This window comes from Flavobacterium piscisymbiosum (assembly GCF_020905295.1).
In the GTDB taxonomy this organism is placed as follows: Bacteria; Bacteroidota; Bacteroidia; order Flavobacteriales; family Flavobacteriaceae; genus Flavobacterium; species Flavobacterium piscisymbiosum.
Genome location: NZ_JAJJMM010000001.1, coordinates 3,006,759 through 3,029,789 on the forward strand (window position 1 = coordinate 3,006,759; position 23,031 = coordinate 3,029,789).

Sequence of the window (23,031 nt, forward strand, 5' to 3'; positions counted from 1 at the left end):
TTTTTTCTAATCATTACTTTTTCTTTCGATTTAAAACCAAAAACAATGGATAAGAAATTGCCGTAATGGCAACAATAATGATAAAGCTTTTAGGATCGCTGTAAACAAAACCAATTAACAAAGCCAGCGAAGCAGCAATGGCGATAATCGTTGTCCAGGGATACCAGATCGAGCGATATGGCCTTGGCAAATCTGGTTCGGATTTTCTTAATTTTATCAAAGAACAATACGCCAATCCCCAAACGATAATAGAGGTAAAGGCCGCAAATGAAAACAAGACTTCGAATGAACCAATACATATTAAAAATAAACTAAATACAGAAGAAACCAAAAGGGCCACAATTGGAGTTCCGCCTTTATTAACTGTTGTTCCTTTTTCGATAAAAAAACCGTCGCGACTTAATCCGTAGAGGATTCTTGGCGGAATCATCATAAAAGCATTCAGGATACTGATCAACGAAAAAATAGAAATAACGGTAACTATTATAGCGCCGTTTTTTCCAAAAATAATGTTTGCTACATCGGCAGCAGCCAGATTCGATTTGGCTACATTTTCAACGGGCATGATATATAAAAAGGCGACATTTATTAAAACATAAATAACCATTACAAGCAAAACACCGCTGTATAATGATTTCGGAATATTCTTGCTCGGATCGTCATTCTCTTCGGCAAAAAAGCAAACGCCATTCCAGCCGTTATATGTTCCGATAATAAGCTGAAGTGATTTAAAAAATCCAAATAATAAACCAATCTGGACTACAGTATTGTCTTTTGGAATAGGAGCCAGCTTAACGCCTGAATACATAAAACAAGCGACAACCAAAGCAAAAAAACAAATCACCTTTAATAGACTGGTAATTTGCTGAATTACACTTCCATTTTTTACTCCGCTTAAGTGCAAGAAGACAAAAGCAATCAATAATGAAATAGCCATTTCGGTAGCGTAATTTCGCAGGCTGGGAAATAAAATTATAATATATTCACTGATTACAATACAGTAAAAAGCAGGCGGAATAGCATTGGTAATATAATCAAACCAACCCGAAAGAAATCCGGCATAATTGCCAAAAGCCCTTTTGATATAATTATAAGATCCTCCGGCTTTAGGAAGCATTGTAGCAAGTTCTGCGTAGGAAGTAGCACCAATAAGCACAAACAATCCGCCAAAGAGCCACGACGCTATAATAAGCCAGTAATTGTCTAATAATGCTGCAATCGTGCCTGGAGTTCTTAAAATTCCAACTCCTATGGTTCCTCCAATTAGTACGGCGATATTAAAACTTAAGCCTAGTGTTTTTTGTAATTGGTTTTTCGTGGAATCTGACATAAGTAGAATTTTATTTTGATGGGCGAGAAGCACTCGTATGGCAAAAGTAATACAATTAGAGACTTTTTGGTCGAAACAAAAAGCCTCATTTATGGCTAAATGAGGCTTATAATTCTTTGAAGTGCTTTGGATTTTGCTGCTATTATAAATTTGCTTTTATTTTTTCAATAACAGATTCGTATTCTGTATCGGATAAATATGTTTTTTGAGGATTCATTTCAAAAATACCTCCAAATCCGTAACCCTCTTTATATTTTGGAACTATGTGAAAGTGTAAATGGGATAAAGTATCACTATAAGCCCCATAATTAATTTTGGTTGGATTGAAAGCCTTTGCAATTGCTTTGGCAACAGTGGCGACATCCTCCATAAATAAATTACGCTGTTCATCACTTAACTCATAAAACTCAACAGCATGATTATTATAAACAACATTGCAGCGTCCTGTATAGGATTGTTCTTTAAAAAGGAAAAGCTGAGAGACTTTTAAATCTTCAATTTTGATCATTAACTCCTGCAATTTGTCATTGTTCTGACAATACAAACATTCTGAAACCGGACTAGGCATATTTTCTAATGTATTTTATTAGTAAAACTTTTTTTACAATTTATGTTCTCTTGCAAAAATACTTTTTTATTTTAAAAACCAAAGCTTCTTCTGTTTTTCAAAAAATGAAATACAGAAGAAGCTTTGGAAACTAAAATCTAATTCAAAAATTTTAGAACTTATATCTTAAGCTTGTCATCACCTGACGAGGTGCAATTGGGTTTACACTATAATTTTCGTGAACAGTATAATTCAATTCATTTGTGATGTTTGATAGTCGGCATAAAATCGTGAATTTTCTCCATTCGTAACCTAAAGAAGCATCAACAGTAGTATAACCTTTCAATGGAATATCTCGGTCTCTGATTGTTATAGTATACGCAGGATCTGGCTTAGGATTAGCAGGCGTTGGTTTAACCTCTGTCCATAAATAATCATCATTCCAGCCTCCGGTACGATCTCCAACATAGTTTGCAATCGCTCCAAAAGTTAATCCTTTTAATAAACCAGCTGGCAGTTTGTAGAAAAAGCTCAAATTGGCTGTGTTTTTAGGAGTTCTTGCTAATACATCACCTACTACAAGACTTCCGTTTGTTCCAGATGATTTCGATACTTTAGTTTCATTAAAACTGTAACCTGCCAAAATATTTAATCCTTCAACAGGATTTGCAGTTATATCTATTTCGACACCTTTTCCTTTTGTAGCACCTACTAATTCTTTGAAATTGCTGTTCGCATTTTGTGTTACACCATCTGCTAAAAATTGCGCAGTTTGTGCCAGATTGTTATTTGATATTTGATAAACAGTAACGTTTGTACTTAAAAGACCTTTCCAGAAATCTTTTTTAATACCCACTTCATATTGGTCAATAATCGAAGGATCCAATGGTTTTGAATCTACTGTTGTTCCGGTATTTGGTGTAAAAGAGTTCGAATAACTTGCAAAAAGCGATAAATCGGTCGTTGGCTGAATTACTAATCCCGCTTTAGGCGAAAAAGCTCTGTTTAAGGTTTTGGCTCCGGTAACCGGAAGCGCATTTTCGTAAGCAGTTGTAATAACATTTACATTGTTCTTCTTCTCGATTACTTCTTTTGTAGTTGTAGCTTCGCCTTGTTGCCAGGACCAACGTAATCCTGCTAAAACTTTTACATATTGATTGATCGAAACTAAATCTTGAAAATAAGCTCCAAAACGTTGTGTTTCTGTACTTGTTAATTGAGTAGTTCTTGTAGGGTAAGGAATAACATTACTTTGCGTACTGTAATCGTAAGTATATAAGTTTATCGCTGTAGCTTCTGTTGTTAAAAGGTCTGCGGGTTTTGCCGGATCATAGAATCCAAAAGTATAACTTGGAGCCAGAGAATTTTCGTAGTCAACTCCCGTAAATAACTGGTGTTTGATGCTACCGGTATTAAAAGTTCCTTGTAAACTTAATTGATCACCAAATATTTGTTCTGCACCATCAGCTTTTGTTAATCCACGTTTCCAGTTTCCGTTGGCATCAATTGTACTTAATTGTGCTGTAGAAGTCTGGGTTCTGCGGTACGATTGGTAAGAAGAATTAAAATTTAATTTCCAGTTTTTATTAAAATCATGATTAAACAACATCGAAGCACTGGCAGATTTAGTATTTGCTGTTGACCAAAGTGACCCGAAAAAGTCATTACGAGGTAAGTCCAGAATTGTTTTTCCGTAGATTCCTGTACCAAAATCCGGAGTCCAGTCGGCACTTAAATAATCTCCTTGTACTGTAATTTGTGTTTTATCAGAAAGATGAAATAAGAATGACGGATTGATATAAATACGTTCGTTTTTAACGAAATCCCTAAAGCTTTCTGAGTTTTCGTATGAAGCTGTAATTCTGTAAGCTATAGATTTGTTTAATGGTCCGTAAAAGTCTATAGATGGTTTATAGAAAGAGTAACTCCCTATTTGCATAGATAGTTCACCGCCTTGTGTAAACTTTGGTGTTTTGGTAACCAAATTCATAATTCCGCCAGGTGCCACATTTCCGTATAATAAAGCTGAACCTCCTTTTAAGAATTCTACTTTTTCTAAAGATGAAACTTCCGGTATTGATCCGGCATTATAACGAAAACCATTTTTAAACATATTATTGGCAGACATATCATATCCTCTCGAAAAGAATGATTCCTGTGCACCACCACGAGCAGATCCTACATAAACTCCGTTAAGGTTTTTTACCACTTCGCTTAATCTGATAGCTTGTTGTTCCTGTATTATTTCGCTGCCAATGATTTGAACACTTTGTGGCAAATCCATTACTTTAATTCCTGAACGTGCAGCTTCGATTGGTTTTTTAGGTTTATTTGCTGTAATTAAAACTTCATTAAGAATTTCTCCTTTTTTATTTTTTACAGTATCATTTGCTGTTGAGGTACTTTCTGCCTTTGCATAGTCCTGACTATAAGTAGCAATGCTTATAAAAGATAAAACGAGTAATAAATTATATCTCATGGTATTTATTTAGATTGAATAAAGATAAGTTTTTGCAAATATAAGTGCAGTTAGATGTTTTAACAAAATATATTGATAGATTTTCTTACTTAAAACTTGATTAGTTTTGTCTTAAGATTCGCTTAAGATTTTGCTTTGTTGAATTTAATTATATATAAATAAAGTGCATATTTCAGTCTGAATATTTCTGTTGTAATGATTATCAGCATAAAAAAAACCTTGCTTAAAAGAACAAGGTTTGTAATAGTATAATAAGTTGACATAAATGAACTATTTTACAGTAATTAAATATGTAGCCATTTTCCAGATTTCGTCGTATTTTTTACCGTTATGTTCTCCGGCAGCTTTTTCTGTATAAGCAAATTCTACCATGTAATTTCCTGGCCAGATTGGTGTAAATGAAATTTCTCCGTTTTCATTACTCCATAATTCTTTTTCCCAGCCATTTGGAGCTATTACTTTCATTTTTTGCTCTTTGGCAACCTTAGCTTCGTACAAAGCATTTACATTCACTTTTGTTTTTTGTTTTGCAGTTGTAGCATCTTTAGAAAATAAACTAATCACGTTTGTGTTTGCAATAGCTTCGTTTCCTTTTGCAGCATTTCCTACTGTAACCGTTGCACTTGAGTTATAATCTAAAACCATAGTTCCGTAAACATCTTTTACTTTGTGGTGCATCACGATAGTATAAACTCCATCTTCATCCGGAGTAAAAAATGCCTGGTATTTATTATCTAAAGCTTTAGAAGTAAGTTTCGTTTCTTTTTTTGAAGGTGAAACCAATACTAAAGTAAAATCTTTTAGATCCGAAAACCATTTGTCTGCTTTTGTAATGTCATTATCTGAAAATTCTCCAAAATAAACTGAAATTTCCTGTGCTTTTCCTTTTGTACCAGTCGCTTTAGTTTCGATCCAAAGTGCGTGAGCAAATAATTGTGGACTTGCAACTAACATTAAAAGTAAAAATGTTATTGTTTTTAAAGTTTTAGATTTCATAAGATGAAGTTTAAATTTTATTAGTATTAATATTTTTCACAAACTTAAGTCTTATTTAGAATAATTAAAAATAAAACTTAAAAAAAAGATTTTTTTGGAATAATACCAACCAAAAAGCACCTCCGGATTAGAGATGCTTTTGATAAAAAGTATTTTAAAATTTCAAGGTTAAATTTACTAATATGTTTGATGGAGTTTGTGCCATTCCATATGAGTCCCAATATTCTTTGTTGCTGATGTTATTAAATTTAACACCAATTCTCCATGTTGGTCTGTCATAAAATACAGTTGCATTATAAACAGAATAAGAAGGAACGTAGAAGCTTTCATCTTCAAATTTATATTGTTTGTCTACATAGTTACCTCCAAAACCAACACCTAAATCTTTTAGTTTGTTTTGAAATTTATAAGAAAGCCAAAAGTTAACCACATTCTCCGGGGCACTACTGGCTTTGTTTCCTTCGATAGTTTCATCTGAAGATTTTATGATACGATTATCATTATAAGCATAACCAATCATAGTGTTTAAACCTTCGACAGGATTAGCAATAAATTCGAAATCCAGACCTTTACTGACTTGTTTACCATCCTGAATACTAAATCCGTCAGGAGTTGTTCTTGTCGCATTATCGATAGTAATGTTGTAATAACTTAATGTAGTGCTTAATTTTTTATTGAATGCTTCTACTTTTACACCTCCCTCATATTGGTTGGCATAAACTGGTTTTAAGATTAACAAGCTTCCGTCTGGCTGATTTACCGGACCTGAATTTTGAAAACCATTCATGTAATTTCCAAATAAAGAAACCTGATCTTTAACCACTTCATAAACCAAACCTAATTTTGGCGATAAAGCAGTTTGGTTATATCCTTCGACATCTACAAGTTTTTTCTGAACGAAGTTGTCCAGACGAAGACTTAACATGGCCGATAAACGATCTGTAAAACTGATCACATCTGAGGCATAAACACTAAATATTTGCTCGTCCGGAACTGGCCATGTAAGTTGAGACAAAGCAGCGTCAACTTGTTTTTTTCGAATAGGCGCAAAAGGTTTTGTTACATCAATAGTGTCCAGAACCGGTGTTGCACCATAATTAAAAGTACCTTTTGAAAATCTGTAATTTACACCTAACAATAATTTATGTTTGATGCTTCCGGTAGAAAACTGGCCATTAATGTTTTCTTGTATATTGGTAAACTGATTGGATATTGGTCCAAAACGGGATACACTTCTTTGTACTTCTGTTGGCGAACTCCATAAGGTATAATACTGATAACTGCGATCTACATTTTCGTCTATAAAAGAGTAAAGTGTGGTAGATTTCCAGTTTTCTGCCAATTGATATTCTGCCTGAACAAAAACTTTTGACGATGAGGTTTTGGCATCAAGATCATCGTGAAATAAACTTTTTCTGTAGTCTATCTTTAAATCTGTTGGGTTTGTAATTCCCGGAGCATAAGAACGTCCGTAAGTAGGGCGTGTGTTGTTTACATTGTAGACTTCAGTATCAATACTTAAGGTTAGTTTATCTGTTGCTTTATAAATAATACTTGGCGCAATCAGCAATGTTTTATTAAAACCATAGTCTAAGAAACTTTTTTCAGTATTTACTGATGTGTTTAATCGAAACAATACTTTATTATCCTGTGTTAACGGAGTATTAATATCAAGCGCAAGTCTGTTCAATCCAAAACTTCCTCCAGTATAAGATACTTCTGTTTTTTTACCTTCAAAAGGTTTTTTGGTAACTAAATTTACAACCCCTCCAAAAGACGAAACAGAAGATCCGAATAAAGTTCCTGATGGTCCTTTTAGCACTTCGATACGTTCTGCATTATCAATAGAAATAGAGCTTCGGCCTGTCATGTTTTCCATTCCGTTTCGGGCATTAACACCTGTACTAAATCCTCTGAAAGAAATTTCAAGTCCGCCTGATGGATAAATTTTTGTGGTTACACCAGGTGCATTTACAACTGCGCTCCTAATGTCAACAGCAATTTGTTCCTGCAAAAGTTCTTTCTGAATCACGCTGTAAACCTGCGGATTTTCCAGATTTTTTAGCGGCATTCTTGCGACGTAATCTGTTTTTTTAGATAAGATGCTTTTCTTTCCATTTACCACAACTTCGTGTAATTCCTTATTAGAAACTTTCAGTTGAAGATTAATGGTTGAGGTTTCACTTTCTGCTACAATAACTTCCTGTTCAGTAGTTTCGTAACCCGTTAGAGATATTTGTAGCGTATAAGTATTCGCTCTTACTCTGTTTAGTTCAAAAGTCCCGTCATCATTGGTAGTTGTAACGTATTTGGAGCTTTTTAGAATAATATTTACACCGGCAGCCGCGTCGCCTTCAGAAGTTGTTATTGTACCTTTTATTTTTCCGAAATTTTGTTGTGCAAATGAACAAAAAACCGAGAATAGTAAGCTGATTGTGAATAGAAAACGATAGGTTTTCAGAGTAGTATATTTCATTTTAAAATTAAATTTGGTTAAGGTTGTTGTTTTTATTTAGAATGAATAAAAACAGTGCAAATGTAGAAATTAATATTTCTTTAACAAATTTTATAAAGAATGATTTAATGCCCTTTTTGTTATATTTAGATAAACATTTTATAGTAAACATGAAGAAAGAGAAGCAATTGACTTAAATTTCTCACTTTTATTAAAAAATCTGAAAAGGATAGAAGTTACACTTCAAAAGACTTAATTTTGCAGTCTGAAAAAATGCTTCATGATTTTACCTTTCTTAAAAAAAATACAAAACACGCCCAGAGGATTTAGAATAGCTAATACTGTATTTTTTTTCCTTTCCGGATTTGGATATTCTTCCTGGGTTTCCAGAATTCCGCATATAAAAGCACAGTTAAATTTATCCGAAGCTGAATTTGGAACTGTTTTATTTGCTTTTCCAATTGGTTTAATGCTAACAATGCCTTTTACAGGAAGATTATTAAATAAATACAGCAGCCGTTATGTCATGTTGTTAGGAGCAGTGATGTTTAATATTGTTCTTGCTTTACCCGGTTTGGCTGGTTTTGTGTGGCAGTTGGTGATTATACTTTTAATTTTTGGAGCTTCCCGTAATATTTTTAATTTATCTATTAATGCACAATCGCTCGAGGTTCAAAAATTATATCCGCAATCGATTATAACCCGTTTTCATGCCGTTTGGAGTATTGCGGTTTTTTCGGGAGCAGGTTTGGGTTATGTAATGGTATCCAGACATATTGCGCCATCGCATCACTTATTAGGTGTAAGTATTTTGATGATGGGACTTACGGCTTGTTTTTATCCGCTAAGTATTCATAATGAGCCTGTACCGGTTAAAAAGAAATTCTTTTCGATGCCGGAAAAAAACCTGATCAAATTTGCTATAATATGCTTTGTCTCTATGGCTTGCGAAAATACAATGTATGATTGGAGTGGAATTTATTTTGAAAATATACTGCATGCTTCTCCAAACCTAACGAGTGCTGCATTTGTGTTTTTTGCCACAGCGGTAACTCTAGGACGTTTGTTTGGAGATTATGGTGTAATGAAATTTGGTACCAAACGAATCCTGCTTTATAGCGGTATTTTGATCACTTTAGGTTTTTTAACTTGCTTTCTGTTGCCTTTTGTTTATCCAACAATTTTCGGTTATGTATTAATAGGAGTTGGGGTTTCCTGCGTAGTTCCGTTAGTATTTGGTATTGCAGGAAGATCATCAAAATTAAGCAGCGGTTCTGCTTTAACCTCTATATCTACAATTGGTTATCTTGGGTTTTTATTGGTGCCGCCAATGGTGGGGTTTATCTCTGAATACTTAAGTATGAAATGGGCGTTTTTAGTAATGGCACTTTTGGGGATATTGATGATTTTTATGGTGAATAAGATTGGAGAGAATGAGTAACGAGGATTTGCCGCGAAAGCGCTAATTTTTTTGCCACGAAGGCTCGAAGACACTAGGTTTTTTTGAAAGATTTTGTAATTAAGGCGCTAAAGTTTGTTTTTTTGACTGGCTTAAGTTGCGATAAGTATTCTAAAATTTTGCTCTGAAAGAGCCTTAGCAATAGCATAGTGCGAAGCACTATGATGAAAAGTGACTATCGTTTTGCCCTGTAAGGGCAAAAGCCTAATTCTAAAGAAAACACTAATAATATTTTCTACGAATGTTATCTGTTCTACGAATCTAGAGGTCTGTTTGCTTTTGCCCTTTCAGGGCAATAGTCGCTTTGCTTTAGCTCATAGCACTGCGCAATACGCTTATGATTTTGGGCTTTCAGCCCATTTTTAGGATTTTCGAAGACTACGTGAATATTTTTTTATTTTAAACTGGACTGAAGTCCAGCTCTACAAAATGAATCGAACCTAAGGTTCTTTAAATACCAGCGTTCAGGTGAATAATAGTAATAAGAAGCTTTTTATAGTATAATCAAGATGTAGCTTATATAATTCATTCTCAAGGAATTTTAAAATAAGAAGCTTTTTATAAGTCTAATTAAGACGTAGCTTTAATATAATTCCTTCTAAGAAATTATAAGATAATCCAAAAAAAGAACCATAGGTTCGGCCAATATTGTAGAGCTGGACTTTAGTCCAGTCTAAAAAAAATCGATTATAATTATAAACGCTAAAAAAAGGAGAGATGTTATTTCTTCATCATAATAAAACGCTCCGTAGTCAATTTTCCTTGTAATTTTCCAGTAGCTTCAGCAGTGATAGTATTATCAGCACCTTTTGTATAAGTGATTTTTTGAGGATAATCGTGTTTTGGATTTTCGAAAACCAATTGTTTATCAGATTCCGCAGTTGATGGGAACGCAACAGATTTATCATCATTTTGACCTTTTACAGTTGCAAAATAAGTTAAAGATTCTCCTTTTTGAGCTAAGACAATACTTTCGAAATGTAAAGTATCTTTTCCTTTAATAAAATAAGATGATCCACTAAAAGTACTGTCGTTAAGTTTGGTCCAGTTTTCGGTTAAAGTACCATCAGGAGATTTATTTTCCCAGTTTCCGATAAGCCAATCTGCTATTTTGATTTTATCCTTTTCTACAGATTCTTTTTTCTGGCAAGAAACAACGGCTAATAAAAGCATTAAAAGAGTAATTTTCTGAAACATATTTATGGTTTTTGATGTTAAATTGAAAAGCTAAGATATTAAAAAAATGGTTGCCAGTAATTTCACAAATTAGCACGAATTATTATTCAAATGCTAAATGGAAAATTTTGTCTTGGATTGGAGGATTAAAATGATTTTTGTTTCACGCAGATTTAAAAAAGATTTAAGCAGATTCTCACAGATTTTTTAATCTAAATCAAAATTAAATCAGCCAAAATCTGCGTGAAACAAAAAATTCGCGCTAATTTGTGTAATTTGTGGTTAGAAAACTTTGTAAAAAATCATTTTAATTTAATCTGTGGCTAAAAAAAATTAAACACTTTCGCCTAAAATAGCATAAACCAGTTCTTTAGTCGGTTTTTGATCTTTTAGTTTCGCTCTGACATCATCAAAAGTCACTTTAAAATCACAACCCAATTTATAATCGCCACAACCATAAGCGGTTTTTCCTTTCATGATCGTTCCTTTTTTGCATTTTGGGCAAGTCAAGGCATCAGAATCAGCTGTTGCTGCTGGTTTTGCTTTTGGAGCTGTTTTTTTGACTTCTAATTTGAGTTTGTAATTTTCTTCAAAACGTATCAAACCTTCAACCGTTCCTTCATCGGTTTTAAAACCTTTTATGTTTACAGTTGATCCTTTCTGAACCAATCTTAGATATTGATTTTCGGATATTTTTTTCTCTGCAAAAACATTTGGCAATAGAAAATCGCAACCAGCTTTATAATTTCCACATCCGTAAGCTGATTTTCCTTTTATTAAAGTGGCTTTCTGGCATTTCGGACACGTTTCTGCCAAAATTCCTGCGGCTTTCTTTTTCTCGACTTTCACGATTTCTTTTTGAGTTGCAGTTGCATGCGAAATATTGGCGTGTCGGGTTTCACTTCGAACTTCGGTAACCAAAGCCTCGACCATTCGCTTCATGTTTTTTATGAATGCTCCGGCGGTATAAGTTCCTTTTTCGATATCTTTCAGTTGTTTCTCCCAGGAACCTGTAAGTTCAGCCGATTTGATCAATTCATTCTTAATCGTATCTATAAGCTGAATCCCGGTAGGAGTTGGTAAAACCTGTTTTTTATTTCGAACAATATACTGACGTTTAAAGAGTGTTTCGATAATATTCGCACGCGTAGACGGACGGCCAATACCGTTTTCTTTCATCAGTTCTCGTAAATCTTCGTCATCGACTTGTTTTCCTGCGGTTTCCATCGCACGTAGTAAAGTTGCCTCTGTAAACTGATTGGGTGGTTTGGTTTCTTTTTCTAAAAACGATGGTTCGTGCGGACCTTTTTCGCCGACAACAAAATTGGGTAATAAATCAGCTTCTTTTTCTTTTGCATTTGGATCTTCAAAAACAACACGAAACCCTTTTTTTAAGATCACTTTTCCGGTGGTCTTAAACATAACTTCGGCAGCTTTTCCAATTACTGTGGTGTTGGCAACCAGACAATCATCATAAAAAACAGCAATAAAACGTCTTGTAATAATATCGTAAACTTGCTGCTGATTGAATTGCAAATTGCTTTCTATTCCGGTTGGAATAATCGCGTGGTGATCCGTAACTTTTTTATCGTTGAAAACCTTAGGCGATTTTTTTATTTTTTTTCCTAAAAGCGGTTGCGTTAATTCGGCGTATTTGGATAATTTTTGCAGGATTCCCGGTACTTTTGGGTATATATCATTGGGTAAAAAGGTGGTGTCAACTCTGGGATACGTCACTACTTTTTGCTCGTACAAAGTCTGTACAATTTTAAGCGTTTCATCTGCCGAAAATCCAAATTTGGTATTACAATACACCTGTAAACCTGTTAAGTCAAATAGTTTTGGTGCATATTCGTTTCCGTTCTTTTTATCGACCGAAACAATTTCGAATTCACTTTCTTTGACTTTATTCGCCAAAAGTTCTCCATCTTCCTTTTTCAGGAAACGGCCTTCTTCATAGCTAAAAAGAGTTTCTCTGTATAAAGTCTGTAATTCCCAATAGGGTTGAGGTTTAAAGTTTTCGATTTCTTTCCAACGATCCACAACCATTGCCAATGTTGGCGTTTGCACGCGGCCAATAGACAATACCTGTTTGTATCCGCCATGTTTTACGGTATATAAACGTGTGGCATTCATACCCAATAACCAGTCGCCAATGGCTCTGGAGAATCCTGCGTAGAATAAATTATCGTAGTTTTCAGAAGGTTTTAAGTTTTCGAAACCTTCTTTTATCGCTTCGGTTGTTAAGGACGAAATCCATAAACGTTGTACTTCGCCTTTGTAATTGGCTTCGTTCATAACCCAACGCTGAATCAGTTCTCCTTCCTGCCCGGCATCCCCGCAATTGATGACCAATTCGGCTTTGTCGAACAAGCTTTTTACAATTTTAAACTGTTTTTGGATTCCTGAATTCTCAACGACTTTGGTTTCGAATTTCTCCGGAAGCATGGGTAAGTTATTCAAATCCCAGCTTTTCCAGTGTGGTTTATAATCGTTGGGTTCTTTTAAAGTACATAAATGCCCAAAAGTGTAAGTCACGGCATAACCGTTTCCTTCAAAATATCCATCGTGCTTGGTATTGGCTCCCAAAACGGATGCGATTTCACGTGCTACACTTGGTTTTTCAGCAATACATACCTTCATTTTTCTCCTTCGTTGTTTAAAAAGCGAAATTAGGGATTTAGAATTTGGTATCGAAATTATAAAGGGAGAAAGGTTTTTTTTAATCGCGCAAAGTCGCCAAGTTTTTGTTTGTTAAGTTTTTGAACTTTGCGTCTTTGCGCCTTTGCGTGAAATAATATTCTACATCACATTTTTTTAATCTTTCTTTCTTCTATCCGTAAGATATTTTCGAATTGGAATATCATAAAAAACCATTGTTAAATAAGCGATACCCACCAGAAAAATTGTTCCTGCAATAATAATAAAAGTCAATTGAGGCGTTTCGGGTTTGTATTTCGTGTAATAATTGGCGAATATCCACATGGCTGTGTAATGCGTCATGTACAGGGGATAAGATATTTTTCCGAAGAAGATGCACAGTTTTTTGAATCCTGGTGCCAAAGTAGCTCCGGCGCCCAATACGATCAATAACGGGAAATACAATACAACCACCAAAGGTTCTGTGAGCCAATTGAAATCTGAAAAAGGCAATACGAAAGCTAAAAGCAATAATACCGATAAACCAATAAATCCTAATTTCGATTTAATAATCCAATTCGAACGGTAAATGAGCATTCCGGCTAAAAACGAATACGAAATACGACCAAAACCATCCCAAAAAGTTTCTCCGCTCCATCCGCCCATTAGCGAACCTCCCGCACGCTGACTGACGAAACAAATTCCTGCAGCGGCTAAAATGGTTAGTAAAAACAGTAAACGACGACTTAGTTTATAAAGGAAAAGTGCATACAAAATATTAGCCACATATTCCCAAAACAAAGACCAGCCTGGCGCATTTAAACCAAATATATTGAAATAACGATCTGCCATAACCGGAAAAGGAATCAGGAAAACTGAAGCAAAAAAAATCAGAATTAGTTTGCCGGTTTCGTAGGTTTCAGGATGACCGCCAAACGGATCAAAAAGAAAAGCCAATAAACCCAATACAGAACCAAAAACAACCAAAGGATGTAATCTGATTAATCTTAATTTAAAAAAGTCAGTCAGTTTCATTTTACCAATCCGGTCATGATAGGCGTAGGCAATAACAAATCCGGAAAGACAGAAGAAAAAGTCGACCGCAAGAAAACCATGCGCAATAAAATTCTCGTTTGGCGGATGAACAATTTCCATAAAATGAAAAATGACAATCGCCACAGCGGCTATTCCTCTTAATCCGTCGAGGATTTCAAAATGTTGTTTTGGTTTTAAGGTTTCGGTTTGGGGCATTGTTTTTTGCTTTTCGATAGGAATCTAAATAAAAGTTATAAATAAAAAACCGTTAAAGAATGTTCTTATAACGGTTTTATTAATTCTAAAATAAATAATTTTTAAAGCAGAACAATTTATTTGAAACTTAATTTAAATTCAACTTTTTTTATTTCTTCAGGCTTGTTAGATGTAAATTTTATATTTTTTATCTTATCTAATTTTTCATCTACTTTTACTGTAGAATTTACTTTTGCGCGTTTACTAATCTCAACATTTTTAGTTAGTGTTTTCATATTATTTTCGTTTAATAATAAATCCGTAAAAATCACCATTTGAATCAAATGGAACATCAAAAACATCTCCATTTTCATCTTCCATTGCACCAAAGATATGAAATGTTTCTGACAACTCTTCCAGATTAAGTGAGATAGCTCTTCTGTATAATCTGGTTCTTGCTTTAGTACTGCCTTTAATAAAAATATTTCTCTCAGGATATATTTCTGAAAAAGTATAAGCAGATTTGGCGACTGTAGCTAAAACTGTATTTCTGTCCCCGTTATGACTTACAGCTAAATCATCAATGATATATCTGTTTTGGATTGGGTCAATAATTAAATCTCCAAAACCTAAATTGTATAATGTTTCATCTTTTGTTACTGTGTAAGCAATGCCTTTAGATATTTCACCATTACTTCCAATGCTTTCAAATCTAAAAAGGGTTGAATCTGTATTTGTAAGCAAATCATATTTTGGAATATTCATTCTTAAAAATTAATATTGCGAAAATATGTAATTTTTTATAAATATTTACTTACAATAATTTTTTAATGATTTTACACTTTAAAAATATCAATTCTTTTCATCCAAAAAATTTCAGATTCTAAAAATTGAAGTTTTGTCTTCACTACTTTGTCACTTTTATCTCTTGGATTTTTGGTGACGAATCTTGCCGTTGACTTATTAAAATCTAAAGTGTATTTGTCGTCAATATCTTCTTTTTTGTTAGCAGAAAAAGTAATCATATTGTCTTTTACACTCCATTTTCCTTTTCCGTATTTATTAACTTCCGGTGGACTTCCGCCTTGTAATTTAGTATAGTAATGAAATTCGAATGTTCCGTCCTGATTTAAAGTCAGTTTATATTCTATGATATGTTTTCCTTCTGCGCTAAGTGAACGTGTATAATCGCCAGCGAATTGGTTGGATTGTGCCGATAAAGTCAGGTTGAAAATAAAAAGAAAAACGGTAAGGATTAGTTTCATTAGTGTGGTTTTTATTGGTTTGAAAATGAATTGGAAATTCTTTATCAAAAGTAACAGGTTTATAATTAAATCCCTTACGTGAAACCGTAAATTTATTTATGGATATAATGAATTTAAGCTAAAGATTTCCAGATCTTGTAAAACAAATATTTTGCTGAGTTAATCAATTTCGATGTATTCAGATTTGCCTTTATCGTTTCCGTTTGTCAGCCATTCCCAATCCAGAGATAATTTGATTTTACCCTTCTCTGTCAACGTAATTTGTGCTAATGCTTTTCCTGCTTTCAGTTCATTATCGGTTGTTAAGCATTGATAAAGCATGTTTAATTCGTTGTTTTTTAATTCGGCAATAATTTTCCCGTATTTTATTGTTCCGCCAAAATAGTCGGCAGTTACAAGATTATCATCCTGTTTATAACTAAAAACGGTTTCGGTGTTTACTTGTCCATTATCAGAATTTTGAATAAGTGCAAATCGTTTATTATTAAAATCAAATTTATCCATTTTGTATCTTGATTTAATTTTGAATGTATCGTGTAATACCTAATCTGTATGTTTATAAGTAAGACGTTAACGCCAGCGGAAGCAAAATGAATCTAAAAGTCTTTTGTGAATTTTATTCCTGATCTATTTTAAAAATTCTCGAATAGTTCCCAAATTCAGTTTCTTTAAGGTTCTCTTCGATTACTTTTTTTGCTATATCAAAGTCAACAACCATACAGCCCACTTCCATAGTTCCGCTGCCAATACTTCCTCCATCAGTATGGCCAAGTCCTGTCCAGCCTAAAACTTCGTCCATTTTTGCTTCGAGTCTGTGTCGTTTTTCAAGATCTTGTTCAGTTCCAAAACCATCAATGATATACTCAATTTCTAAAAAAGAAACTTTATCCTGATCAAATTCTCTATAACCTTCTTTTAGTTTCTGGTCAATTTCTTTTTGAACATTCTTTCTAAAACTCGAAAATAATCCGCCTTTAACTTCTTTGTTTTGTCCTTGCTCTCCAACTATTCCCCAATGTACAACGGCTGTTTTTTCGTCTTTGTCCCAGGTTTCCCAGTACCAAAGCTGATTATCTTTTAGTTTGTAAAGTTTAAGCATAGTATTTTAGTTTTCTAAATTGTTTTTATTAGCTAAAGAGAGTTTCCCAAGCCTTATATTGGTACAAGTTTTTACTTATTAAAGTTATAGTTCTTGATTCTTTTTCTGAATAATAAAAATTGTATTGTTGTAAGCAGCAGACCAATTGTTGAAAAAATGGCAAGGGTTGTCAAAATAGTAAAATTTTGCAAGCGAATATCAATCAATGCATTAGTAATGATAAAAATAAAACAAAATAATGGTATTCCTAAAAATGTTAAAAGTGATAAAAAGAAATTATTTCTAATTTTTTCTACCAAATTTAGAGGAAGTACAAAAGAAGAGATCACCATTGCAATAAAATATATAAATGCAAACCCCATGTTTAATAATAGTTCTAAAATCTGCATCAATTTTTCGAATAAATTTCCATCAGTCGTTTTTGTTGCTGCAATTACAATATTATAGATAAAAAATAATGCAACGCTTATCAGAAAATTAATTAGCCAAAACTTAAATATATTTTTTTTCATTTTTTTTAGAGGTAGTTTTTTATTCCATTTTTTCGTCAAGATAAACAAAATCTCCTGTTTTCATTTTACCAAAAACTTCGCCTTTTAATAAAGGGTTGATAATGAATAAATAACCAACATAGTGTGGTTCTTTCTCTCTCGATGCAATTGTTTGATTCTCTTCATGAATTACTATTTTCATAGTGGTGCTTTCATCATCAAAAGCTGACACAAACCTTATGATTTTGTTTTTGTTCGTCCACTCATATATTGTAAAAGTTTCATTCCAACTATTCTTCAGTTTTTTAGGCTTACCGTACTTTTTTATTAATGTCTTTATTAATGCATCACATTGTTTTTGAGTAATTTCATCGGCAACAGCATTTATTACTTTTATTGTACCATTTATTGTTGTGGCTACATTAACTTTCTGGAACTGCTGATTTTCAAATACTGCCATTGTATCAATAGAAGTTGAACTTTGTTGACGATACTCTATACCAATTGCTTTTTTATTTTCTGAATATTCATTTATATAAGTGGTGTCTTTTGCAACCAATTGAGAATGTACCGTTCCTTTTATTTCATAAAAATTTTTAAATTGTTTACTCTTGTTTTTCTCAGGATATAAGTCCAGTATTTTGGTGTCTAAATTGAAGCTTTCTAAATTTAAAGGTTCTTCTCCAATTGGCTTTGTCTGTCCATAACAACTTGTAAATAGTATAGTGCTTAATAAAAGAAGTATTGAGATAATATTTTTCATTTTTGGTGGATATTTATTCTTTTACAGTTGTTCATAAAATTATCCTCAGGAAGCGCTAGTGTCCGCTCGTGATTTCATATTTTATTTTGTTATTGATATGCCTTGTGTTCATGAGCATGAGATTTGTGCCAGAGGGAAAATTGTTAGATTTTGCAAATAGCTTTAGGTTGAAAATTAAAAGTAAATTGGTTAGTAATAGTTTATTGGTTTCTAGTCGTTTTCTCTATTTATTATTGATTTTTTTATTGCAAATATTCCGGGAAGAATCATGATGAATCCAAAAAAGCCAAATATTGCAGCATCCCAAAATTTATCATCAAGTCGAACAGCATTAACTCCGGATAAATTTAAATAATCATTATTTTTTGATGCTACGCTTTCAATACTGATATTTTTATTAAAAAAATACTTATCAGCAAACGATAGCGAATCTATATTTATTATTTTTTTTCTGTATTCTGCTTTGTCAATGCCAATAAATATAGAATCTCCTTCTTTTACTTCATTAACTAAATCGTCTACAAAAGTGGCCTTTAAATTTTTTCCGCTAATTATAAAGTTTAAATCGGGAAAGTTCTCCAGCTTAATTAAAACCGAATTACGTTTACGCTTGCGAAGTTCAATCTTTTGGGCATTTTTAGCACCAAAAACAACGATATCTTTAGCATCTACATCTTTAATCTGCAAAGCATTGTAAACACCAAAAAAGCATAATAGTCCGATTAATGCAAATATAATACAAACCTGTAAACCAGTTTTTAGTTCTGCTAAATCCTCAAGTTTTACATTTCGCTTTTTATTTTTAGTTACTTCATTTTTTATTTCAAAATAGTTGTCATAGTTGCGACCTGATATTTTTACTTTTTCACCTGTTTTGAGGTATAATGTCAAAATTTCCCACCTATCATATTTTTCTTTGATCTGTTTTTCGGTCCAATTTTCTACTTCATTTAGATTGTAACTCCTTTTTGTTTTTCCAAATGACATTACCATTAATGTGTTTTTTACAATAGAGTAGTTTTTTAGTGTAATAAGACTGTAAAAACAAATTATCGCGCCCATTAAAAAAATGAGACCGAAAATGAGGCTAATGTAATTAGGATGATTGTTAGGCGTGTATTGTGTATAGCAGTATATTGACATGCACACACATAATAAAATACCAAAAAAATAAGGCAGCCAATATCTTTTTTTGTTTTTTGATTTCAATTCTCTTTCTGCCAATTTTGTTATTTTAGAATTACTTAAAACAATCTGTTTTTATTAGTTATTGATATTTGTAGTAATAAAATTAGTTGCTAATTTTTACTTTTTCGAGCTTAGTATTGTGTTTTGTTATTTCGAGGATGTTTTGCCATTTCAGGATCTTTAAATTTTTCTTTGAATTAATAAAATAACCCAGATTATAATTCCGAAGATTATTGAGAATACAAAATTAGCTTTATCAAAATTGCGAGTGTTAAACAAGTAACTAATGAGTACAGAACCGGTACAACTTACTAAGAGCTTTAAAAATTTATTTTTTAAATTTTTGTCTTCGTAATTCCAATTCAGTTTACTTATTCTATTTTTCATTTACTCGATTGATAATTTAATTATGACGAATATAAAGTTAAAAATTCTAATTTGATATTCTTTTTTATTCAATCGGTTGAATACAACTGATTGTATATAATCACCTAAAAATAATCTATTACTTGTAATTTCGTTTAGGTGAAAAACTATTAAAAATTAATCATGGAAATGCAACATACAAAACACCTCACAGAATTTCTGGAATCAATGAAAAGAATAAATAAATTCAGCAAACTAAATTCAGAAAATAGAAGTGATAATTCGTTTAGTGTAACGCTAAAGATTTCCGGTTATAACGAACTTAATCTAATGGTTTCAGATCTTCTGAAATCAAGTATCGTTTTAATGAATAAAGAAGCTAGAAGTTTGGCTGTTTTTGAATCTGATACAGATATTAATGTAGTGACTTTAATTGAAATTGCATTACAGCTTTTACCAGATCAGGAGATGGAATTGTTGGATGATTTGCATAAGATTTGTTTGTCTGATGCAAAATAATTTCTCTCAAAAAACTGCTGCGCAAATGTCTCTGACTTTGCGCTATTTAATATAATTTGTTTGAAAACAGAAACATCTCAAAGTCTCTGACTTTTGCACTAATTTGTATTTATAAAAGTAATTGGTTGGAGTGATTCGTGAGAAAGTCGGAGACTTTTATCAGATTTATGGTTTTTAAAAGTATAAAAAAAACGCAAAGTCAGAGACATTTGCGTAGCTTTTCATGAGAACACTTCGGAGAGCGGGGTTAAATTGCACTCTACCACCTGGTATTCTTAAAGGTATTTCTTGCTCTAATTTTGTCCTAAAATATTGCTCTAATAAAACTCGACCCACCATTATTTGTAAAAAATCCATTCTTACTAAATTGTTTAGTTATGATTCCGATAGGGCAGATTTGTAACCCTTATATTTAAAGATTAATTTGTTTCGTTTGTAAATATAGAACAAAAGCTACATAGTTTTTGTAGCTTTTGTTTTGATTGTTAGTATCTACGAGTGGTTTGGAGCACCATTAGGATTTGCCCTCTACAAACCTAAGATTAGTATGTAATAAATAGTCCTTCATTTCCTTTAATGATATAATCAAATGAAAGGATTTTATCATTTAAAAAATAGAAATACATTATGGGATTATTTTTGCTAATTAAAATGTAAATATTATCTGTTGATTTATCAAACAAAATTTTAGTTCCTTTATAATCTTTGTATTCTACAATAAAATAATTAGATGAATCTATTAAAGATTTTTTTTCATATTTAATTTTTTTTAAATGTTTGTCAAGAATCTTTATTCGATCACTAATAGTATATTTTGAATTAATAATTGGTTCAAAATAGATATAATTCTCAGCAATAAATTCTACTTTATTTTTTTCAAAAAAAACGGATTTCACAAAATTATTTATATGTGTTTCACTCGTTTTACTCTGGCTTAATACTACTGTTGTTTTTAAAAGTAGAAATAGCAATATTATGAATGTGTATTTATTTTTTCGCATTTAGCATCCTCCTTTCTTTTTTGGGGCATTCCCCTTGGTTATAATTTTCACTGCTCCAGCAGGTGTCTTCATATTTCTAATATCTTGTCCCAAATCTCCAGGATTGCGTCCTTTAAAATTTACAATAACTGCATCGTAAGAACCAGTTGTTTTTGGCAAATCCAAACCTCCTTTTCCAGCTGCGCCAATGGCAAAATCTTCGGCTAGCGCGAGCGTCCCGCTCGTGCATTTATAGTTTTTATAGTTTTGTTATTTGCATGGCTTGCGTTCACGAGCGGAAGCTACTGCTAGTGGGCATTTTTTTGTTATTCGGAAAATTTTATCTCGAGATTCTTCGGAATTTTCATTAGCCTTTTATTTAAAATTTCTTTCGTTTTTTCGGATATGCCTGGACTATAAAATTTTTTTAAGCTTTGATTAGTTGTGTCATCAAATAATTCATAAGCTAAATAATAATGTCCTTTATCATTCATAACCGTAATTTTTTCTATAATTACTTTATTTCGTGTAAATAGTTTTGCATAAAAATTACATTCCTTTGCTACAGGCGAATAAATCCCTCCTTTTGTGGTTGTAGGAGAAAGAGTTGTTTCCTGAAAGTTTAATACTCTAGCTTTTTCAAAATCTACAGGCTTAATATAGTCTAAGTTGCCAAAACCCTTAAATGTTTTTAGTTTTATAAAGTCATAATCATACATTTCAACTTTAATATCATATATAGGCAAATCAAAATTATTTGTCATTTGAAAAAACATTTTTCCAACTTGTTTTGAATTATTTGGAAGCGATAGAATTTCTAACTCGGGGTAAGAATCTCCTCCTGAAATATATCTCTCAATGAATTTTATTTTTTCTTCCAGACTAGTTTCAAGGTCTTTAATTTTTTCTTCTTGCTTTATTATAATTTCGTTTTTATCTTCTGTAGCTCCTCTTGCTTGTACTATTGAAAGTACTATTGCAGCTAATCCTCCTAAAAAAATAAAAAAGTAAGCAAAATTTGTTATTAAATCCATATATTTTCTGATCATAATTAATCAAATTTTTTTAAAATTGATGCTATACCCGATAGCGCGGATTTGTAATCCGTGCCCGTAAAGAGAATCATCTTTTAAAAATACAAAGTATTGTATCTCAATGTTGGAGGCACGGATTGCAAATCCGCGCTATCGAACTAGAAGGTATATCCGCGCGATCGGGGACAAGGGTTGTGTTATATGATCTATTCGCTAAGAACTTCGATGCAAATTCCAGAATCTAACAGGCTATCGATATTTGTTACAGTTCTTGCAATATCCATTGAAATGTTTTCGAGAGGTAAAATGTAGGTTTTTGTGATATTTACAATGTTGTAATATGGATAATTAAATTCTAAAAATAAGGATTTCAACTGTTGGGCCTCTTTTACAGTTCTTACTAATAAATAAATATTCCCTAAATTATTAAAAATAGTATCACCATAATATTTACCTTTTTGAGATATAATTGGTTTTTCTATTTTCCATATTGGGAGATAATTTCCTTCAGACCAATTGCGAAAATTTCGCCACCGCCATTCACGTTCATGAGTCCAATCATTAGTGTGTTTTATTCCAGTAAGCATATATCTATATTGTTCCTCATCAGTTAGAAAAGGAGTGAACCTTTCACCATTTTCTAGTTCTTCGACTTCATCGTTTTCATTGGAGACGCCATAAATTACATTTCTAGCACCAAGATGAAACATATTGCCTCTTGATAAAGCAATACCATAAAAATCAACTTTTGAAAAATCATTTCTATTTTTTACATAATTCATTAAACTGATTAAAGGCATTTCAGTGAAGCAAACAGCAGGATACTTTCCGAAAATTGTTCTTCTAGTATTTCTTTCAGACCATCCACAATTTATTCGTCCAGTTTTTATGATTTTTTTTAAGGTTTCAAAAGCTGAGGCATCTCCATTTTGTCTTGTAAAGTGGATTAAATGATCAGACATATCAAATCTGTCTTTATAAATCTGTTTAAAGTCATCCATAATATTGGTAATT

The 23,031-nt window shown here is 32.5% G+C and carries 21 protein-coding genes; 2 read left to right on the plus strand and 19 right to left on the minus strand.

All coding sequences use genetic code 11. The features are described from left to right. Positions 1-13 precede the first annotated feature (13 nt). From LNP81_RS13105 to LNP81_RS13125, 5 genes are all read right to left on the minus strand, one after another. Positions 14-1,330 carry an APC family permease gene (locus LNP81_RS13105; protein WP_230036470.1) on the minus strand — a complete coding sequence of 439 codons (1,317 nt, stop codon included), beginning with the start codon at positions 1,328-1,330 and terminating at the stop codon, positions 14-16. Positions 1,331-1,472: 142 nt separating this feature from the next. Further along, a complete protein-coding gene (locus LNP81_RS13110) occupies positions 1,473-1,838 on the minus strand; it encodes an HIT family protein (RefSeq protein WP_230036472.1) in 366 nt (121 codons plus the stop codon). Positions 1,839-2,049: 211 nt separating this feature from the next. Then, positions 2,050-4,356, minus strand: coding sequence for a TonB-dependent siderophore receptor (locus tag LNP81_RS13115; protein ID WP_230036474.1), 2,307 nt, complete (start codon positions 4,354-4,356; stop codon positions 2,050-2,052). A gap of 270 nt (positions 4,357-4,626) precedes the next feature. Then, positions 4,627-5,352 (minus strand): hypothetical protein, encoded by a 726-nt coding sequence (locus LNP81_RS13120; RefSeq protein ID WP_230036476.1) that lies wholly within the window; start codon positions 5,350-5,352, stop codon positions 4,627-4,629. A 154-nt stretch (positions 5,353-5,506) separates the two neighbouring features. Then, the gene (locus LNP81_RS13125) at positions 5,507-7,828 is read right to left on the minus strand and encodes a TonB-dependent receptor (protein ID WP_230036478.1); all 2,322 of its coding nucleotides are present in this window, start codon (positions 7,826-7,828) and stop codon (positions 5,507-5,509) included. 259 nt (positions 7,829-8,087) lie between these two features. On the opposite strand from LNP81_RS13125, the gene LNP81_RS13130 reads away from it, so the two are divergent. Then, positions 8,088-9,248: an MFS transporter gene (locus LNP81_RS13130; RefSeq protein WP_230036480.1), complete on the plus strand. Its 1,161-nt coding sequence runs from the start codon at positions 8,088-8,090 to the stop codon at positions 9,246-9,248. Between the two features lie 738 nt (positions 9,249-9,986). On the opposite strand, the gene LNP81_RS13135 is transcribed toward LNP81_RS13130, so the two are convergent. From LNP81_RS13135 to LNP81_RS13185, 11 genes are all read right to left on the minus strand, one after another. After that, the gene (locus tag LNP81_RS13135; RefSeq protein ID WP_230036482.1) at positions 9,987-10,463 is read right to left on the minus strand and encodes a DUF6265 family protein; all 477 of its coding nucleotides are present in this window, start codon (positions 10,461-10,463) and stop codon (positions 9,987-9,989) included. Positions 10,464-10,775: 312 nt separating this feature from the next. Then, positions 10,776-13,085, minus strand: a complete 2,310-nt coding sequence (locus LNP81_RS13140; RefSeq protein ID WP_230036483.1) for a DNA topoisomerase 3 — start codon at positions 13,083-13,085, stop codon at positions 10,776-10,778. 174 nt (positions 13,086-13,259) lie between these two features. Next, positions 13,260-14,333: an acyltransferase family protein gene (locus LNP81_RS13145; protein ID WP_230036485.1), complete on the minus strand. Its 1,074-nt coding sequence runs from the start codon at positions 14,331-14,333 to the stop codon at positions 13,260-13,262. Positions 14,334-14,449: 116 nt separating this feature from the next. Then, entirely contained in the window at positions 14,450-14,608 is a 159-nt protein-coding gene (locus tag LNP81_RS13150; RefSeq protein ID WP_230036487.1) for a hypothetical protein, read from the minus strand. A gap of 1 nt (position 14,609) precedes the next feature. Next, on the minus strand, positions 14,610-15,077 hold the full coding sequence (locus LNP81_RS13155; protein ID WP_230036489.1) for a DUF6934 family protein: 468 nt from the start codon (positions 15,075-15,077) through the stop codon (positions 14,610-14,612). Positions 15,078-15,148: 71 nt separating this feature from the next. Then, a complete protein-coding gene (locus LNP81_RS13160; protein ID WP_230036491.1) occupies positions 15,149-15,577 on the minus strand; it encodes a copper resistance protein NlpE N-terminal domain-containing protein in 429 nt (142 codons plus the stop codon). Between the two features lie 159 nt (positions 15,578-15,736). After that, the gene (locus LNP81_RS13165; RefSeq protein WP_230036493.1) at positions 15,737-16,081 is read right to left on the minus strand and encodes an avidin-fold protein; all 345 of its coding nucleotides are present in this window, start codon (positions 16,079-16,081) and stop codon (positions 15,737-15,739) included. Positions 16,082-16,193: 112 nt separating this feature from the next. Next, positions 16,194-16,676, minus strand: a complete 483-nt coding sequence (locus LNP81_RS13170) for a WGR domain-containing protein (protein WP_230036495.1) — start codon at positions 16,674-16,676, stop codon at positions 16,194-16,196. A 71-nt stretch (positions 16,677-16,747) separates the two neighbouring features. After that, complete coding sequence (locus LNP81_RS13175; protein ID WP_230036497.1) at positions 16,748-17,188, minus strand: hypothetical protein; 441 nt, start codon at positions 17,186-17,188, stop codon at positions 16,748-16,750. Between the two features lie 19 nt (positions 17,189-17,207). Beyond that, a complete protein-coding gene (locus tag LNP81_RS13180) occupies positions 17,208-17,930 on the minus strand; it encodes a hypothetical protein (RefSeq protein WP_230036499.1) in 723 nt (240 codons plus the stop codon). Between the two features lie 210 nt (positions 17,931-18,140). Further along, the gene (locus LNP81_RS13185; protein ID WP_230036501.1) at positions 18,141-18,917 is read right to left on the minus strand and encodes a hypothetical protein; all 777 of its coding nucleotides are present in this window, start codon (positions 18,915-18,917) and stop codon (positions 18,141-18,143) included. Between the two features lie 756 nt (positions 18,918-19,673). Here LNP81_RS13185 and LNP81_RS13190 point away from each other — a divergent pair. Continuing rightward, positions 19,674-20,003 (plus strand): hypothetical protein, encoded by a 330-nt coding sequence (locus LNP81_RS13190; protein ID WP_230036503.1) that lies wholly within the window; start codon positions 19,674-19,676, stop codon positions 20,001-20,003. 542 nt (positions 20,004-20,545) lie between these two features. Here LNP81_RS13190 and LNP81_RS13195 read toward each other — a convergent pair. The 3 genes from LNP81_RS13195 to LNP81_RS13205 all read right to left on the minus strand — a co-directional run bounded on the left by LNP81_RS13195 (position 20,546) and on the right by LNP81_RS13205 (position 23,018). Next, positions 20,546-21,004, minus strand: coding sequence for a hypothetical protein (locus tag LNP81_RS13195; protein ID WP_230036505.1), 459 nt, complete (start codon positions 21,002-21,004; stop codon positions 20,546-20,548). Between the two features lie 305 nt (positions 21,005-21,309). Further along, positions 21,310-22,032: a hypothetical protein gene (locus LNP81_RS13200; RefSeq protein ID WP_230036507.1), complete on the minus strand. Its 723-nt coding sequence runs from the start codon at positions 22,030-22,032 to the stop codon at positions 21,310-21,312. A 191-nt stretch (positions 22,033-22,223) separates the two neighbouring features. Continuing rightward, positions 22,224-23,018 carry a hypothetical protein gene (locus LNP81_RS13205; protein WP_230036509.1) on the minus strand — a complete coding sequence of 265 codons (795 nt, stop codon included), beginning with the start codon at positions 23,016-23,018 and terminating at the stop codon, positions 22,224-22,226. Positions 23,019-23,031 lie beyond the last annotated feature (13 nt).